This window comes from Parabacteroides sp. ZJ-118 (assembly GCF_011038785.1).
GTDB lineage: Bacteria > Bacteroidota > Bacteroidia > Bacteroidales > Tannerellaceae > Parabacteroides.
Genome location: NZ_JAAKDT010000002.1, coordinates 112,627 through 130,180, shown reverse-complemented (window position 1 = coordinate 130,180; position 17,554 = coordinate 112,627). Strand labels below are relative to the sequence as shown.

The window sequence follows — 17,554 nt, the reverse complement described above, 5'->3', positions numbered from 1 at the left end:
TTTATTTACGAGACAAAATAAATACTTTGGTATTTCAACGGGATGAAACAGGTATTACAATCCGGTGAATCAAAACTTGTATTGAAGACGGACGGTCAATACGTTATCCTTCCGGTCGGTCTCGTACCCCTTCACGAGGCTGCTTTTCTCATTGAGGTTGAGCTCGTAGTAAACCTGCAGACGGATGTGTCGGTTGAAACGATAGATCGCGCCGATACCTATCGTGCTCTGCGCCAAGTCGGTCTTCGAGGTGAAGCTGTTTTCCGCCCCGACCGCATGGCCGCTCACCTCCGTATTCGGATCGTAAGTGTCATATTTCAATACGCCGGAGAAGGGAGAAACGCCTATGTCTTGTATCAAATAGAAAAAGTAGCCGAGGAAAGGGCGCTTGAACAGGGCGTTCTCCGGTAGGTTCTCCGGCCGGGAACCGTAGTTCGGGCTTTTACTGCTTCCGGCGATACCGGGTTGGATGCCGATCAAACCTTCCGCACGAAGGGTAGTCTTTCCCAGCGATGAAAGGAAGCTGAACTGAGCGTCCAGGCCCAAATACCGGCGCTTCATATAAGTACCCGTCTCTCCCCGATCCAGCTTGACGAAACGCTTGCCGCGCATCTCATACGCCTCGGCAGTCGGGTTGTAGACGAAACCATGATAATAAGAGAAACCGGCTCCCCATTTTCCCCAATCGCCTATCGCCTTCTCGGCACCCAGACGCCCGATGAAGTCTTTCCGGCTATCCGTATCCCGGTTGATGCTGTTTCCGGCAAACAGGCCGGCATCCAATCGCAAGAAACTCAACGGACTGGTGGTCTTGGTACGCAGGGTAAGCATCGCGCCCAAGTCGCGCTCATCCGGGAAGAAATACTGGATAATAGTCGCCCGCTCCGGAGATTCGAGAGCGCTCGTGGAATAACATACCTCATAGCCGAAAGGGCGGTTGAACACGCCGACCATCAACCGGCTACGCTTCGTCCAAGGATCCTTGATCCCGATATACAGATCGCGGAAACTTACGCCCTTGTCATTCACCTCGATCTGTACAGCGCCCGTCCCGATCCCATCATTGTACTCGAACTTCATACGCCCCCGGCGGATACCGATCCGGTTAAACCCTTTGTCCGAGTTCTCGTTCTTATCGCCCACCTTCAAGGCCGCCGCCTCCTGTCCATATTGGTATTGTCCCTGGATATAAGCGGAGACCTTGAATTTGCTTAGCTTCCGGACGACCTGATCCAAAGCGGTCACCTCCGTAGCCAAGGAATCGATCCGTTTTTCCAACGGCCGATCCGCCTCCTGCGCTCCCATAACCGAAGGAAGCAGCGCGAACATGAGCGCTATAACTTTTCCTAATCTCATTCCTAACTATAAAAACTATATTTGCGGCGCAAAGTTACAACGCCTCTATTTCACATGCGTTGCGATCCTATTACAGATCGTCTTGCCGGATGATCTAGGGGGCGAATTTACATAAAATAATCGGTTCGCTCCAATACATTGCACACGATTGGAATATTTGCGCGATAATTAAACTCCATTTTGCACATTTATCGGGATATTGTGCTACCTTTGCCTCGATTTTTGAAACACTCTTATTTATTTTTTTAATGAATACATTAACAATCGGAGACCTAAAGGCTCGTATTCCAATCATCCAAGGCGGGATGGGCGTAGGTATCTCTCTTTCCGGCTTAGCCTCGGCCGTCGCGTATGAAGGTGGGATCGGCGTTATCTCCGCAGCCGGTCTCGGACTCTTATACAGGAAATTGTCACCCGGCAATTATACGGAAGCGGGGAATCTCGGGCTAGCGGAAGAGATCCGCAAGGCTCGGGAGAAGGCGAAAGGTATCATCGGCGTAAACGTAATGGTAGCTCTTTCCGACTTCGCCGAACTGGTGAAAACCAGTATAGCGGAAAAGGTAGACATCATTTTCAGCGGTGCCGGACTGCCTTTGGACTTACCCTCTTTCCTCAAGAAAGATAGCGTCACCAAACTGGTTCCCATCGTTTCCAGCGCACGTGCCGTACGTATCATCTGCGAGAAATGGAAGAATAACTACGATTATCTTCCGGACGCCGTGGTACTGGAAGGGCCGAAAGCGGGTGGACATTTGGGATATAAGGAAAACCAGCTGGAGGACCGACATTTCGCATTGGAAGAGCTGCTACCCCAAGTCGTGGAGGAAGTCTCTCATTTCGAGCGAAAATACGACAAAAAGATCCCGGTAATCGCAGCAGGAGGCATTTACACGGGTGAAGATATCAAACGCATGATGAACCTTGGAGCATCGGGCGTTCAGTTAGGGACCCGGTTCGTCACCACTGCGGAATGCGACGCCTCGGAAGCCTTCAAACAGACCTATATACAGGCCGAGGAGAAGGATATAGAGATCATTAAAAGCCCCGTCGGTATGCCCGGACGAGCCATCCATTGCCGTTTCCTCGAGAAAGTGAAGGCGGGAATCAAGCAGCCGAAAGCTTGCCCCTTCAACTGTATCAAGACGTGCGATATATCACGCAGCCCGTACTGTATCGTCACCGCCTTGTACAACGCTTTCAAAGGCAATTTCGAGAAGGGATACGCCTTCGCCGGCACCAACGCCTGGCGAGCGAATAAGATCACCTCGGTACGGGAAACCATCGCCGAGTTGATGAATGAATGGAAAGCGAAGCTATAAGCAACGACGAGACAAACAATCGAATAAAGCCCCGACTGGACGAACCGCCGGCCGGGGCCTATTTTTTGCCGGCCTATTCGCCCTCGCGGCACCAGAGTACTTACTAGTACTTTGGCCATTAATACCGCTCAAAAACACGTACGTTTTTTTAAAAGCCGAACAACACCTCCTGTACTAAAAAATATTTCCTACCTTTATACGCTCATTTCAATATGCACCAATATGGAACCGTTTATTCATTTACACGTACATACCCAGTATTCCTTACTGGACGGACAGGCATCCATCGACGCATTGATCGACAAAGCGTACAAAGACGGAATGCGTGCGATCGCCGTGACAGACCACGGCGTTATGTTCGGTATCAAGGAGTTTTTCAATAAGGTTAGCAAAAAGAACAGCAAGCCGCAAGGAGTCATCAAGGACTCCGAGAAAGAACTAAAACCGCTGCTCGCCAAGGAGGCTCCAACCGATGAGGAACAACAAAGGATAACGGAACTGCAAAAACAAATCGCCGAAGCGAAAGCTTCCATCTTCAAGCCGATCATCGGGTGCGAATGTTATTGCGCACGCAATGGAAGGCATAGCAAGCTGGCCTCGCAAGACGACCGTAGCGGCTGGCACTTAATCGTTCTGGCCAAAAACAAGAACGGATATAAAAACCTGATCAAGATGGTATCCCTCTCATGGACGGAAGGATTCTACGGACGTCCGCGTATCGACAAAGAGTTGTTGGAGAAATACCATGAGGATCTGATCGTCTGCTCCGCCTGTTTAGGCGGGGAGATTCCGCAGCATATCATGCACGGACGAATCGATAAGGCTGAAGAGTCTGTCAAATGGTTCAAAAACTTATTCGGAGAAGACTATTACCTTGAGATGCAACGGCACGAGACACACGACCCGAACGCCGATCGCACGATTTACCCACATCAACAAGAGGTGAACAAGGTATTGATCGGACTTGCCCGCAAACATAATATCAAGCTAATCGCCACCAACGATATCCATTTCGTCAATGCCGACGACGCTGAGGCCCACGACCGCCTGATCTGCCTTAGTACCGGCAAAGACCTGGACGACCCCAAGCGTATGCGCTACTCCAAGCAAGAATGGATGAAGACAACCGCCGAGATGAACACCATCTTCGCCGATATCCCCGAAGCTTTGAGTAATACGCTCGAGATAGCCAACAAGGTGGAATTCTACTCGATCGATAGCGGCCCTATCATGCCGACTTTCGCCATTCCCGAGGAGTTCGGTACCGAGGAGTCCTACCGCCGGAAATTGACAGAGCGTGATTTATTCGAGGAATTCACCCGGGACGAGAATGGTAATGTCGTATTAGGCGAGGAAGAGGCGCACTCAAAAATCAAGAAATTAGGTGGATACGACAAACTATACCGCATCAAGCTGGAAGCCGACTATTTGGCGAAATTGACCTACGACGGCGCCAAGAAGCTTTACGGAGACCCCTTGAACGATGAAGTGAAGGAGCGTCTGAACTTCGAGTTGCATATCATGAAGACCATGGGTTTCCCCGGCTACTTCTTGATCGTGCAGGATTTCATCCGGGCCGCTCGCGAGGAACTCGGTGTATCGGTAGGACCGGGACGTGGTTCGGCTGCCGGATCTGCCGTAGCCTATTGCCTGGGGATCACCAAGATCGACCCGATCAAATACGACCTCCTGTTCGAGCGTTTCTTGAACCCGGATCGTATTTCCCTTCCCGATATCGATACCGACTTCGATGATGATGGCCGCGGCGAGGTATTACGCTGGGTAACGGAGAAATACGGCGCCGAGCGTGTGGCTCATATCATCACCTATGGTACGATGGCTACCAAGTCAGCGATCAAGGATGTCGCCCGGGTACAGAAATTACCGTTGGCTGAAGCGAACCGATTGGCCAAACTGGTTCCGGATAAGATCCCCGACATGAAGAAGTTCAAATTGGGCGACGCCATCAAGTATGTGCCGGAACTAAAAGAGGCGGCTAACGGAAATGATCCGCTGGCGCGGGATACCTTGAAATATGCCCAGATGCTGGAAGGCAATGTCCGTAACACGGGTGTGCACGCCTGCGGTGTCATCATCGGACGTTATGATATATCGGATGTCGTACCTGTCAGTACGGCGAAAGACAAGGATACCGGCGAGGAGATGCTGGTTACCCAATACGAGGGTTCTGTGATCGAGGAAACCGGATTGATCAAAATGGACTTCTTGGGCTTGAAGACCTTGTCTATCATCAAGGAGGCGATCGAGAACGTGAAACTGACTACCGGAGAAGATCTGGATATCGACCATATCAGTCTGGAAGATCCCAAGACTTATAAATTGTATTGCGATGGAAAGACCACCGGTACATTCCAGTTCGAGTCCGCCGGTATGCAAAAGTATTTGAGGGAGTTGCAACCTTCCAAATTCGAGGACTTGATCGCCATGAACGCCCTGTATCGCCCGGGTCCAATGGATTACATCCCTTCTTTCATCGCCCGTAAACAGGGTAAGGAGGAGATCGTGTACGATATTCCCGTCATGGAGCGTTACCTGAAAGACACCTATGGTATTACGGTCTATCAGGAACAAGTCATGCTTCTGTCCCGTTTGCTCGCCAACTTCACGCGCGGCGAAAGTGATGCTTTACGTAAGGCGATGGGTAAGAAGTTGATCGAGAAGATGAACCACTTAAAGTCTAAATTTATGGCTGGCGGTCAAACCAACGGCTATAAAGAAGAAATCTTAAACAAGATCTGGTCTGACTGGGAGAAGTTCGCCTCGTACGCTTTCAATAAGAGTCACGCTACTTGTTATTCATGGGTGGCTTATCAGACCGCTTATCTGAAGGCGAACTTCCCGTCCGAGTATATGTCCGCCGTCTTGAGCCGAAGCTTATCCAATATCACGGATATCACGAAGTTCATGGATGAATGTAAAGCGATGGGTATTCAGGTATTGGGACCGGATGTGAACGAGTCGATCTTGAAGTTCAGCGTAGATAGGGACAAGAACATCCGCTTCGGGCTGGGCGCCGTGAAAGGCGTAGGTGAGTCCGCCGTACAAAATATCATAGAGGAGCGCAAAAAGGACGGCCCATACAAAAGTATCTTCGATTTCGTTGAACGGGTGAGCTTGACCGCTTGCAATAAGAAAAACATAGAATCCCTGGCGCTGGCCGGAGCGTTCGATAACTTCGGTATCCGGCGCGAGCAATTCTTCGCCGACAATGGGAAAGGGGAATTATTCTTGGATACCTTGGTTCGCTATGGTAACAAATATCAGATGGATAAAAGCACTGCAGCCAACTCTTTATTCGGTGGAGACGACTTGATCGCTATCGCGAAACCGGAGATCCCGCAATGCGAGCGTTGGAGCGATCTCGAACGTCTGAATAAAGAGAAGGAGTTGGTCGGTATTTATTTATCCGCCCACCCGTTGGATGAATACCGTATCATATTAGAATATGTGTGCAATACCGGCATGATCGAACTTAACGAGCGGGAAACCTTACAAGGCCGGGAGGTTTTATTAGGTGGTATCGTCACCGGTTTCCGGGAAGGAATGACCAAGAACGGAAAGCCTTACGGTATCTTGAAGATCGAGGATTTCACGGGCGGTGGCGAGATCCCTCTCTTCGGGCAGGATTATATCGAATATAACAAATATGGTAAAATCGGAATGTATCTCTTGATCGCCGCCCGTGTAGAGCCTAGCCGTTGGAATTCCAATAAACCGGATTTTAAGATTGGTTCCATCAGCCTTTTGCAAGACGAGAAAGACAAGCTGATCGAGAAAATCAGCATCACGGTCCCGATCCATGATCTGGACGAGCCGACGATCAATGAACTCTCGGCATTGATCAAGAACAATCCGGGTCATAGCTTGTTATATTTTAGAGTGGTTGATGGGGAGCACAACATCTCCCTGAATCTTTTCTCCCACAATATCCGCTTGAACGTGACACGCGAGCTGGTGGACTTTTTACAGGAGAACGAGAATATCGATTTTAAAATTAACGGTTAAAGTTGTACGACGCTGAAAGAATTTGTACTTTTGACGTCATAACAATCGCTATAGATTATAATTCATACTTAAATAATACGTAATTCAAAATGGCACTACAGATTACAGACGCTAATTTCGAGGAGTTGGTGAACTCCGGAAAGCCCATGGTCCTTGATTTTTGGGCAGAGTGGTGTGGCCCTTGCCGCATGGTTTCTCCTATCATTGATGAATTGGCAACCGAGTACGAAGGTCGTGTGACGATCGGTAAAATGAACGTTGACGAGAATGACGATGTAGTCGGACAATTCGGTATCCGCAACATTCCTACCGTTCTTTTCTTTAAAGATGGTAAGATGACTGATAAAGTAGTAGGCGCTACGGCTAAGGATAAGTTCGTGGAAAAGATCGAGGCACTACTAAAGTAAGAAACGTAGTAGTACTTACTTGGCTAAGTGGGTATATATTGCTTGGTCAATACAGTACTACTGCTCTCAAGGCCCAATTACAAATAAACACATGAATCCGTAAGAAAAGAATGACATTGTTAAGGAACTACATACGATTCGTACTTTTTATCGTGTTGAGCTTGGTCTTTTCTTTCCACTTATACGCTGCAGATAATGCAGACCCTATTTTAATCATCAGCTCATACAATCCCGATACACGTAATATGGTCGCCAATATTTCTGAATTTATGGAGGAATATAAGCGGATAGGTGGTACCTCGCCGGTAGTTATCGAGAACATGAACTGCAAAAGCCTGCCGGAAGCCCCCTTATGGGACGATCGGATGAGAGATATATTGGCTAAATATGAAGGGAACGATGCCCCTCGGCTTATCATCATCTTAGGCCAGGAGGCATGGGCTTCTTATATCTCCCAAGACGATAGACCGAATATACCGGTTTTATGCGGTATGGTCAGCAAGAACGCGATCTTATTGCCCGACTCGGATTTGAATGTCGCCGAATGGGATCCGAAATACATCGATATCCAAGAGTACGTAGACAAAGGTTTACACCTTGGCGGATTCTTGTACTCTTATGACGTAAAAGAAAACATCCGGTTAATACATAAGCTATATCCCCAAACTCAAAATATAGCATTAATCACCGATAATACCTACGGAGGTTTGGCTATGCAAACCCTGGTAAAAAAGGAAATGGAAACTATCAAGGGCCTGAACCTGATCTTACTGGATGGAAGAAGGAATAACATCTACACCATCGTAGACCAGATCAAGAATCTGCCGGAGCAGACCGTGATATTGATCGGCACATGGCGTGTAGATGTTAACGATGAGTATTATGTCGGAAATGCCACGTATACGATGATGACCGCTAATCCCAAGATTCCGACATTCACATTGGCATCCGCCGGCATAGGGCACTGGGCCATTGGAGGTTTTGGGCCCAAATACAGGTCTATCGGTTCCGATTTGGCGAAAGAGGCTTTAAGCATATTGGAGAAGAGAACCGCCCTCAAAGATATCCATCCCAAAATCATCCCCAATGGATATGTGTTCGATGCTTCAAAGATCAAGGCTTTTGATATCAGCAGACTGTCATTGCCGCACGATGCTACCATTATCAATGAGGTCCCGAGCCTATTCTCCATATACAGGTTCGAGATCTTACTAAGCGTAATTACCGTATTGCTTATTTTCCTGATCATGATATTAATCTTCCTGATTCGAGCCAATAAGATGAAGGATAAGTTATTGGATCTACAGAAGGATAATATACTAATCATGAACAACATCCAGGCTTCCATCTATTTCATCAAGCCGGATTATACCGTAAAATGGAGAAATGAGGTAGAGTTCCATGACTGTATCCCTGAATTCGGGACGGCTAATTGCTTCTTGGTCAAGAACGGGGTAAAGCCTTATTGTACCCGTTGCTCGGTCGTAAAGGCCATGGAAACCAAAGAGCAGGTTGATATCACGAATGGGCTGGGTGATGGGAAGTATCTTCATACTTTGGTGAACCCTGTATTTGACGAGCACGACAACCTTATCGGGGTTATCTGCAAGAAAGAAGACGTGACAAAGCAAAAACAGGTGGAGAACGAACTGAGGAAAGCGAAAGAAAAAGCAGAAGAGTCTGATCGTTTGAAATCTGCGTTCTTGGCGAATATGAGTCATGAGATTCGCACGCCGTTGAATGCGATCGTTGGCTTCTCCGAATTATTGGCCGTAACTGATAATACAGAAGATAAAGAGGAATATATCAATATCATTAATAGCAACAACGACCTGTTATTGCAATTGATCAATGATATTCTTGATCTGGCCAAGATAGAGGCGGGTACGTTGGAATTCGTGGATTCAGACGTAGATATCAATCAACTATTCTCCGATATCGAACACACTTCCCGTCTGAAAGCGGCGGAGGGTGTGCAGGTATGCTTCGTCGAGAAGATCCCGAATTGTATCTTACGGACTGACCGTAACCGTGTTTCCCAAGTCCTTATGAACTTTATCAACAATGCCATCAAGTTCACGGCTCAAGGCAGTATCCTGTTTGGCTATCGCCGTAGAGACGATGGGTTGTATTTCTATGTGAAAGATACGGGATGCGGCATCGCCAAGGATAAGATCGATCAAGTTTTCACCCGTTTCGTCAAGTTAAATAGCTTTGTGCAAGGGACGGGTCTGGGGTTATCGATCTGCGAGACGATTGTCAAGCGTTTGGGCGGGAATATAGGAGTGGAATCCGAGTTAGGGGAAGGTTCTACATTCTGGTTTACGTTGCCCTATTCATTGGTGATCCAACCACCAATCGATCAGCTTACGGGCCAAGCTTAACTTACGGGGGATCTCCGGCAGGTTGTCTTTGGTATAGAAGGCACCCGAACTTAGTTCCTCATCCTGCAACTTAATTTCCCCACTTACATAATCCGCTACAAAGCCAACCATCAAGCCACTCGGATAAGGCCATGGTTGGTTTCCGAAATAAGTGATATTATCGACCTCTAAACCCGTTTCCTCACGGACCTCCCGGCGTACGCACTCCTCCAAGGTCTCGCCAACCTCTAAGAATCCGGCCACTAATCCATGGAAAGTTCCCCGGAAATTACGGGCATGTACCAAAAGAATCGAATCCTCCTTACGGATCAAGACGATCATCGCCGCCGAGATTGTCGGATAAATCTCGTGTTCGCAAGAAGGGCATTGTTTTGCGATCGGTGTAGTCTGCACGGTGGGAGTACCGCATACCGGACAAAAACGACTATGGCTATCCCAATAAAGCAATTGATAAGCCTTGCCTGCCTTCTCGTAACACGCTTTCGAGATATGATCCCAAGAGGCGCGCAATCCCATATGTACGTAACGATCCATATCCTCCACCGGAGTATCCAGCTCTGCCGTACGTGCGGAAAAGCCATCCCGGTAATCAACCTCCAGCGTGTGAGAAACCGAAACAGGGGGATTCTCACCATAGGGGATGGTATACGTATCATTTTCTTTTTGAAGCAATAGCTGGTCTTTATAAAAAAGGAACCAATAACAGGGTTTATGTGAAGTTTCCATGCTGATATTTCCGAATTATCTTTCTGTATTTAAAAACACCCGCAAACTTACGAATTAAAAAGGCATGTTGTTATAAGCCTGTGAGGAGGCGATGGGTATGTATTCATAAATAATGTTAACCTAATAAACATCCTTAAATATCTATTGTATGAAAAAGAAATCAAATGCATATATTTGCGATCATTTTGACAGAGAATCTCAAATAAAAATAGGAATTATGATTTCATACAAGCATAAAAAAGTCTAATAATCTTATAAAACAAAGGTTGTCCGTAGCAAATATAGGCAAACTAATAATTAACAAATTTACTGTATATGAGAAAATTTTCACTATTGGTAATCGCGGCTTACGCCGCAAACTTGATGACGTATGCCCAGACCTGTCTGGACGAAGCGTTAGCGTACCGGATCAAAAACGAGGCATTCAACAACTCCAAGATCGAGGATTTGTCACAGTTCATGACAGATGATCTGGGTCCGCGCCTGGCAGCCTCGCAAATGAAGCTTCGTGCGGAAAAAATGGTCATTAACAAATTAGAGGAACTAGGATTGTCCAATCCCAGGGCAGAATTCGCTTTCGAGTTCGCCAAAGGAGGATGGGACAACGAGAAGAATTACGTGGCTATGACCGCCCCCTATTACTGCAGCTTCGCGGCCAATCCAAAAGCATGGTCGGGCAGCACGGACGGGTTGGTGAAGGGAGAATGCGTCACGATCGACGTGAAAGAGAAAGCCGACCTGGAAAAGTACAAAGGGAGTTTAGCGGGCAAGATCGTGCTGATGCCCATACAGCAAACGTACGAGATCCGCTTCGAACCGCTAGCCTCTCGCTATACGGATGAGGAACTGACCGAATTGGAGAAAGACCCACGTCCGGCTAATGCCCGGCGACGTGCGATGCCGTCCAACTGGCAGGCCATGCGCGAGTTGCAAAGTGCCATCGGTGAGATGCTGAAAGACGAGCATGTACTGGCGGTAGTAAGCGGGAGCGGTACGTTTAACGTACCCAGCTCGCGTGGAGTACAATACAAACAAGGAGATCCGGAGCCGACCCCGGAGATCATCCTCCCGATCGAGGATCATAACCGTATGGTTCGCATGCTCAATAAAGGAGGGAAGGTAGAGATGGAGCTGGATGTCAAGAACCGTTTCACGAACAACCCGAGGATCAATAACGTGATCGCCGAGATCCCCGGTTCCGATCCTAAGTTGAAAAACGAGATCGTGCTAATCGGCGCACACCTTGACTCTTGGCACGGCGGTACCGGCGGGGCAGACAACGCCTCCGGTTGCATCGTCATGATGGAGACAATGCGCATCATCAAGTCGCTGAATATCTCTCCGAAGCGCACGATCCGCCTGGCTCTCTGGGGCGGCGAGGAGCAGGGCTTATACGGCTCGCGCGGCTACGCAAACAAGTACCTGTATGATACGGACAAGAAGAAGACACTCCCGGGCTACGAGAAGTTCGCCCTCTACCTTAATATGGACAACGGCTCCGGTCGTTTCCGCGGTATCTACCTCGAGGAAAACGACCTGGCCGTTCCCTTCTTCGAGACATGGAAGAAACCGCTGGAATCCTTAGGATTCAAGACGCTTTCCTTACGTAAGACGAGCGGGACGGATCACTTGTCGTTCACGCGCATCGGCCTTCCGGCCTACCAGTTCATCCAGGACGAGCTGGAATATGACCGCACGTACCACACGACAATGGACACATATGAGCGCCTGTCGCTGGATGACCTGAAAGTAGACGCGGCCATCACCGCCTGGCTCGTATTGAACGCAGCTATGGACGACTCCCGCATCCCTGTCAAGCCGGGTTACCCGGAGAACATACCGGCTGGATCCATGCGGTAATAAAGTAAATGTCATACAAATAACAATTCACAAACAAACATGAAAAGAAAAGCATTAACACTCTTCGCGATGCTATTCGTAATCGTTTGCGCGATCTCCGCGCAAACGATTACCGTGAACGGTAGCGTTGTCGACGAGGAAAACGAACCCGTCATCGGGGCCTCCGTATTAGTAGATGGTACCAATATCGGAACTATCACAGACCTGGATGGAAACTTTAGCCTGATGAATGTCCCACAGAAAGCGACATTAAAAATATCATACGTAGGAATGGCCACTCAGACTGTCAAGGCGGCAGCCAAGGTAAAGATCCTACTAAAAGCAGACACGCAGACGATCGATGAAGTCGTCGTCACCGCCTTGGGTATCCAACGTCAGGCGAAAGCCATCGGCTACTCCACGGCGAAAGTGGATAACGAGGAGCTAAACATGGCGAAAGGATCGGATGCCACCACCGCGTTGAGCGGAAAGGTATCCGGCTTGCAAATCAACGTCACCTCGGCTGCCCTCGACCAAGAGACCCGTGTGACACTGCGTGGCGCCCGCTCTTTCAAGGGAGATAACTCAGCCTTATTGGTATTGGATGGCGTGCAGACCCCTATCAACTTCCTGCAATCACTCAATCCCAACGATATCGACAATATATCCGTCTTGAAAGGCGCCTCCGCTGCCGCGCTCTACGGCTCGGAAGCAGCCAACGGTGTCTTGATCGTAACCACTAAGACAGGAGCGAAAGGTAAGCCGAACATCACCTACTCTTTAACGACAACCATGAACCAGGTCGCTTATCTGCCCAAGTTCCAAACCCGTTTCGGACAGGGCCATACAGATGACCTACTGGGTGTTCCCAACTTCGACTATTACACCTCAGACGAGAACCAACAGTACGGCCCCGAATTCGATGGTGGCATGATCGAGGTAGGTAGCCCGCTATACGACGGTACCGAAGAGGGGTATTACCTAACACGCCCGTATCAATATGCGAAAGACGGACGCAAGAACTTCTATGAGACAGGCCTGGGTATCCAACACGACGTGTCTTACTCTTCCAGCGACGATCATGGAAGCATGTATCTTTCTTACCAACGTCTAGACCAGAGCGGTATCATCAGTGGTGACGATTCCGACCGCCAGACCGTGCGTTTCAACGCCAGCCGTAATTACAAGAACTTCTCGGCCAGTGCGAAAGCTACCTATACGCATTCGAATTTCGACATGAATACGAACTCCTCCTCCGGAATCTACAGTTTGATTAATACACCGGCAAACTTCGATCTGTCTGATTTCAAGAACTGGCGCGAGGAAAATGGTACCGGAGCCAATCCCAATGAGTGGATCAATGACTATTATCCAAATCCATTCTTCCAGATCGACACGCATCGCCGTAAAACACGCCAAGACCGATTGGCCGGTTCTATCGAGTTGAATTACGAGGCATTCAAGTGGCTACGTTTCATGGCTCGTGCCGGCGTGAACTTGGGTATCAACAACACCAACATCACGACCGAGGCGTTCCATTACTCCACGTGGGCCGCTAACAATATCTACCAAGCTAGCACAGACCAGTACTCGGCCTATAATACGGCATCCAATCTGAACAGCCGTTTCAACATGGACTTCATGGCCTTCTTCAACCATCAATTCGGCGAGGACTTTGAACTGAAAGCGATGGTCGGTTATTCGCTACAAGACATCTACTCTGAATACAAGCAAGCGTCCGCCAGCAACCTGGCATTGGACGACTTCTACAACTTAAAGAACAAGATCGGAGAGCTGAACGGATCCAACCGCTGGAGCCGTACTCGTAAGACCGGTCTATTCGGCAGTTTGGATTTAAGCTATAAGAACTGGGCTTTCCTACAAGTCACGGGACGTAATGACTGGACTTCCCTGTTGGACCCGTCTCACTGGTCGTTCTTCTACCCAAGCGCGAACGCTTCTGTCGTATTGACTGATGCGATCCCTTCCATGAAAAGCGAAATCTTCAATCACTTCAAGGTACGGGCATCCGCGGCAAGAGTGGGAACCGTGAACGTACAGCCCTACAGCTTGGAGAATACAGCATCTATCAACAACTATTTCCCGTACGGGACATTGACGGCCTATAAGCTCAACTCCACGTTGTATAGCAAAGACCTGGAGCCGGAGTTCACGACGGAGTACGAGATCGGCGCGGAATTTGGCTTCCTGAACAACCGTATCTCTTTGGAGGCTGCCGTTTATCACCAAACGACAACGAACCAGACCGTACCTATCAGCATCGCTTCCTCTACGGGATTCGACGCACGTTATATCAACGCCGGTACGATGAAAGGTAAAGGTCTGGAACTAGACTTGCGTATCACGCCGCTCTTAAAACTAGGAGATTTCCAATGGATCGTAGGAGCCAACGCAACCTTTATCAACACGAAAGTGACGGAATTAGCCGGAGATGCGATCGAGTTAATGCTGGATGACAGCGGCGATGAAATGCCAGTCTACGCTGTATTGAACGAGAGCTTTCCCGTCATCAAGGCGACGGATTGGAAACGTAACGAAGAGGGGAAAGTGATTGTCAACAGCTCGAACGGTATGCCGACTGCCGGTGACTTGATCGCCTGCGGGACGACAGAACCGACCGTGCGCATCGGACTAACCACCAACATGCGCTGGAAAGACTTCAGTCTTGGAGCGACATTCGATTACCGTAGCGGTCACGTAACACGATTCGGCGTTGAAAGCAATATGTTGTTTACCGGATCTTCTTACCTATCTTCGACAGCAGGCCGTCAGCGTTTCGTATTCCCGAACTCCGTGATCGAACAGGTAGACGCGAACGGCAACGTATCTTACCAAGACAACACAAATATCACAGTGTACGATGGTGGCGATAATTTCTGGAACGGGACTTATAATCAATGCAAGGCCAATCAAATCGTCAGCGCCGCTTCCTGGAGATTACGCGAGTTATCCTTGAACTACGATGTTCCCAAACGTTTGATCCAGAAGATCGGTTTCATACAGAGAGCCTCTATCAGCCTTGTCGGGCGTAACTTGTTCATGTGGACTCCAAAAACCAATATCTGGGGAGATCCTGATTTCACGAGCGCAGGCAGAAACAGTAACATCACCGGAACCTCCTACAACCGGAACATTACCGGTTACGCGGGAACCGGTTCCGCATCTACACGTACTTACGGTTTTAATATATTGGTTTCATTCTAACATATCATATCACCTAGAACATGATGAAAAAGATTTTATTATATACAATTTGTTTAAGTGGTACACTTCTGGGCCTGAGCGGTTGCTCCGACTGGCTGGACGTGAACAAAAACCCGAACGAAGCATTGGAAAGCACCGTGTCAAGCGATTTGCTGCTGACTTCCGTGCAAAACGATGAATGCTATTACCGGATCTCTTCCTCCAACGTCCATTTTTTGGCCGAGCACACGACGAAATCCGGCGATTATTCCGGCACCTATCCGTTTTTGACAGGCGGTGTTATGCCACAAAGTTTCGATGACTACTGGAGACGTCCGTATAGCCGTATCGCCAATCTAAAGAACATAGAGAGAAAGGCGATCGAGAGCGGCGATACCGGTTTCGAAGCGATATCCAAGACTTTGCAAGCATACGAGTTCCGCCGTTTGGTAGACATGTTCGGCGACGTACCTTTCACCGAGGCCAGTGCGGGAAGTGAATATCTGACCCCTAAATATGATGATGCAGCTACCATCTATAACGGCTTGATCGAAATGCTAGACCAAGCGATTGGGCTATGCGACCAAACGCTAGCAAACACAACTTACAACAAAGGGGCATTAACCTCTGCCGACATCTACTTCGGAGGTGACTTTAAAGCGTGGAAACGTTACGCGGCATCCCTCCAATTGAGCTTGTTGATGCGTATCTCCAACGTGAGCGACGTATCGGCGAAGATCAAGGCCGTACAAGACAAGGTTATGAGTATCGGCGAGAACGCAACCAGTAACCCGGGATATTACAAAGGACAGTCCACTGTAAACGGCTCAACTTATGTAAAAATGAACCCACTCTACTACTTATATGGATACACCTACCTAGACAAAGAGTACTCCGGACACAAATCGTCCGTGCCGACTGAGGAAGTAGTCAGCCGCTTGCGCAATACCAACAATCCATTACTCCGTGTATTCGTAGACCCGCGCAGATATCTAGCGAACGACGCGAACGGACGGGCCAATTACGATCGCTTTGATTTAGAGGATGAATATTACATCGGAGTACCGTTTGGGCAAATGTCGCCGGCGCAAACCAACTACGCCTCAAAAATCGGCTTCGGAGTCGTATCCAAGACTTGCGATCAAGAGACCGGCCCTGCGCAGAACATCATCGTAATGCAAGGCTCATTGGTAGGATTTTACTTAGCTGAAGCTGCTCTACGCAAATTGATAGACGGTGGAGATGCCGCTGCCAAGAAATATTACGAGGAGGCTGTCATTTCTCTGTTCAACACCTATGAGACCGCTTTGCGGAGCGATGCCTCCACATGGCCAGCTCTCTCTCGCCCCGCAGGTGCCAGACCTGCCATCACCGGCACGGCTGCCGAGGCTGCCATCGAGTACTTATCGCAAAACGACGCAGCCGTGAACTGGGACTTGATGACTACTACGGAACAGAAGATGAACGCTATCCAAACCCAGAAATGGTTAAGCCTGTACATGGTAGACCCATTAGAGGCATGGAGTGAGGTCCGTCGCACAGACTTACCGGTATTACATGCATCCAACTGTGCGCAATACAGCAACAAAATGATGGCTCGCTTCCTCTATCCGAACACGGAGAAGAACTTAAACCCGGATAATTACAGAAGCGATATCGACGTTTTCACGACATTAATTTTCTGGGACAAAGAGAATCCGGATTTGCAAAAATCAACTACATTCCAATAATCAACTAAAACAGAGAAAGCATGAAAAGTAAAATAACATCCTTATTTTTATCCATCTGTACAATTGTCCTAATGACCTCGTGCCTAGATGATGAGTATTTGTATGATTTTGAGAACCAGAAGCCCGTTATCGAGCTTCCCTACGTAAATCATTCACTCAGCCTGAGCTACAAAGCTGGCAGTACGTCGATCACCACACCGTTATATGTGAATTACAGCATCGCAGACTGGAGAGATATCACAGAGGAGATCCCCGTTGTCGTAGGTATAGACGAAAGTTTGCTGCCAAACCAGGCAAAAACGCTACCGGCTTCCAGCTATAACCTCAACTTCCCGCTGATCATGACGATCAGGAAGGCCTCCGACATAGACCCTACAGACCGGACAAAGCTTAATAACCAGAGCGCACAGGCCAATCTGACAATAGACCTGACAAACAGCGAACTGGTATCCGGCGAGACATACGCACTTCCGTTACGTATCGAAAGCGCTCCTGCCCAGTACACGGTAAGTGGTAATTTCAATACCATGGTATTCTTGATTACAATTAAATAAATCATCGCA

General features: G+C 48.5%; 10 protein-coding genes. 8 read left to right on the top strand and 2 right to left on the bottom strand.

The genetic code is table 11. The features are described from left to right. Positions 1–69: 69 nt before the first annotated feature. Complete coding sequence (locus tag G7Y39_RS01395) at positions 70–1,356, bottom strand: hypothetical protein (RefSeq protein WP_165154331.1); 1,287 nt, start codon at positions 1,354–1,356, stop codon at positions 70–72. A 248-nt stretch (positions 1,357–1,604) separates the two neighbouring features. Here G7Y39_RS01395 and G7Y39_RS01390 point away from each other — a divergent pair, with 248 nt between their 5' ends. The 4 genes from G7Y39_RS01390 (at position 1,605) to G7Y39_RS01375 (ending at position 9,492) form a co-directional block, all read left to right on the top strand. Then, the gene (locus G7Y39_RS01390) at positions 1,605–2,675 is read left to right on the top strand and encodes a nitronate monooxygenase family protein (protein ID WP_165154329.1); all 1,071 of its coding nucleotides are present in this window, start codon (positions 1,605–1,607) and stop codon (positions 2,673–2,675) included. A gap of 222 nt (positions 2,676–2,897) precedes the next feature. Next, complete coding sequence (gene dnaE / locus G7Y39_RS01385) at positions 2,898–6,701, top strand: DNA polymerase III subunit alpha (RefSeq protein WP_165154327.1); 3,804 nt, start codon at positions 2,898–2,900, stop codon at positions 6,699–6,701. A gap of 89 nt (positions 6,702–6,790) precedes the next feature. Continuing rightward, positions 6,791–7,108, top strand: a complete 318-nt coding sequence (trxA, locus tag G7Y39_RS01380; protein WP_165154325.1) for a thioredoxin — start codon at positions 6,791–6,793, stop codon at positions 7,106–7,108. Between the two features lie 110 nt (positions 7,109–7,218). Beyond that, positions 7,219–9,492, top strand: a complete 2,274-nt coding sequence (locus tag G7Y39_RS01375; RefSeq protein WP_241159937.1) for an ATP-binding protein — start codon at positions 7,219–7,221, stop codon at positions 9,490–9,492. On the opposite strand, the gene nudC is transcribed toward G7Y39_RS01375, so the two are convergent. Continuing rightward, positions 9,445–10,218 (bottom strand): NAD(+) diphosphatase, encoded by a 774-nt coding sequence (gene nudC / locus G7Y39_RS01370; protein ID WP_165154323.1) that lies wholly within the window; start codon positions 10,216–10,218, stop codon positions 9,445–9,447. The genes G7Y39_RS01375 and nudC overlap by 48 nt on opposite strands. Before the next feature lie 315 nt (positions 10,219–10,533). On the opposite strand from nudC, the gene G7Y39_RS01365 reads away from it, so the two are divergent. From G7Y39_RS01365 to G7Y39_RS01350, 4 genes are read left to right on the top strand one after another with little or no spacing between them, the layout of a single operon-like run. Further along, complete coding sequence (locus G7Y39_RS01365; protein WP_165154321.1) at positions 10,534–12,078, top strand: M28 family peptidase; 1,545 nt, start codon at positions 10,534–10,536, stop codon at positions 12,076–12,078. Positions 12,079–12,117: 39 nt separating this feature from the next. Continuing rightward, a complete protein-coding gene (locus tag G7Y39_RS01360; RefSeq protein ID WP_165154319.1) occupies positions 12,118–15,282 on the top strand; it encodes a SusC/RagA family TonB-linked outer membrane protein in 3,165 nt (1,054 codons plus the stop codon). A gap of 20 nt (positions 15,283–15,302) precedes the next feature. Next, positions 15,303–16,991, top strand: a complete 1,689-nt coding sequence (locus G7Y39_RS01355; RefSeq protein WP_165154317.1) for a SusD/RagB family nutrient-binding outer membrane lipoprotein — start codon at positions 15,303–15,305, stop codon at positions 16,989–16,991. A 20-nt stretch (positions 16,992–17,011) separates the two neighbouring features. Continuing rightward, positions 17,012–17,545 carry a DUF1735 domain-containing protein gene (locus G7Y39_RS01350; RefSeq protein WP_165154315.1) on the top strand — a complete coding sequence of 178 codons (534 nt, stop codon included), beginning with the start codon at positions 17,012–17,014 and terminating at the stop codon, positions 17,543–17,545. Positions 17,546–17,554: the final 9 nt, after the last annotated feature.

Excerpts from the sequence above, each read along its gene's own strand:
- G7Y39_RS01395 (WP_165154331.1), bottom strand. The coding sequence starts at position 1,356 with ATGAGATTAGGAAAAGTTATAGCGCTCATGTTCGCGCTGCTTCCTTCG.
- G7Y39_RS01390 (WP_165154329.1), top strand. The coding sequence starts at position 1,605 with ATGAATACATTAACAATCGGAGACCTAAAGGCTCGTATTCCAATCATC.
- dnaE (WP_165154327.1), top strand. The coding sequence starts at position 2,898 with ATGGAACCGTTTATTCATTTACACGTACATACCCAGTATTCCTTACTG.
- trxA (WP_165154325.1), top strand. The coding sequence starts at position 6,791 with ATGGCACTACAGATTACAGACGCTAATTTCGAGGAGTTGGTGAACTCC.
- G7Y39_RS01375 (WP_241159937.1), top strand. The coding sequence starts at position 7,219 with ATGACATTGTTAAGGAACTACATACGATTCGTACTTTTTATCGTGTTG.
- nudC (WP_165154323.1), bottom strand. The coding sequence starts at position 10,218 with ATGGAAACTTCACATAAACCCTGTTATTGGTTCCTTTTTTATAAAGAC.
- G7Y39_RS01365 (WP_165154321.1), top strand. The coding sequence starts at position 10,534 with ATGAGAAAATTTTCACTATTGGTAATCGCGGCTTACGCCGCAAACTTG.
- G7Y39_RS01360 (WP_165154319.1), top strand. The coding sequence starts at position 12,118 with ATGAAAAGAAAAGCATTAACACTCTTCGCGATGCTATTCGTAATCGTT.
- G7Y39_RS01355 (WP_165154317.1), top strand. The coding sequence starts at position 15,303 with ATGATGAAAAAGATTTTATTATATACAATTTGTTTAAGTGGTACACTT.
- G7Y39_RS01350 (WP_165154315.1), top strand. The coding sequence starts at position 17,012 with ATGAAAAGTAAAATAACATCCTTATTTTTATCCATCTGTACAATTGTC.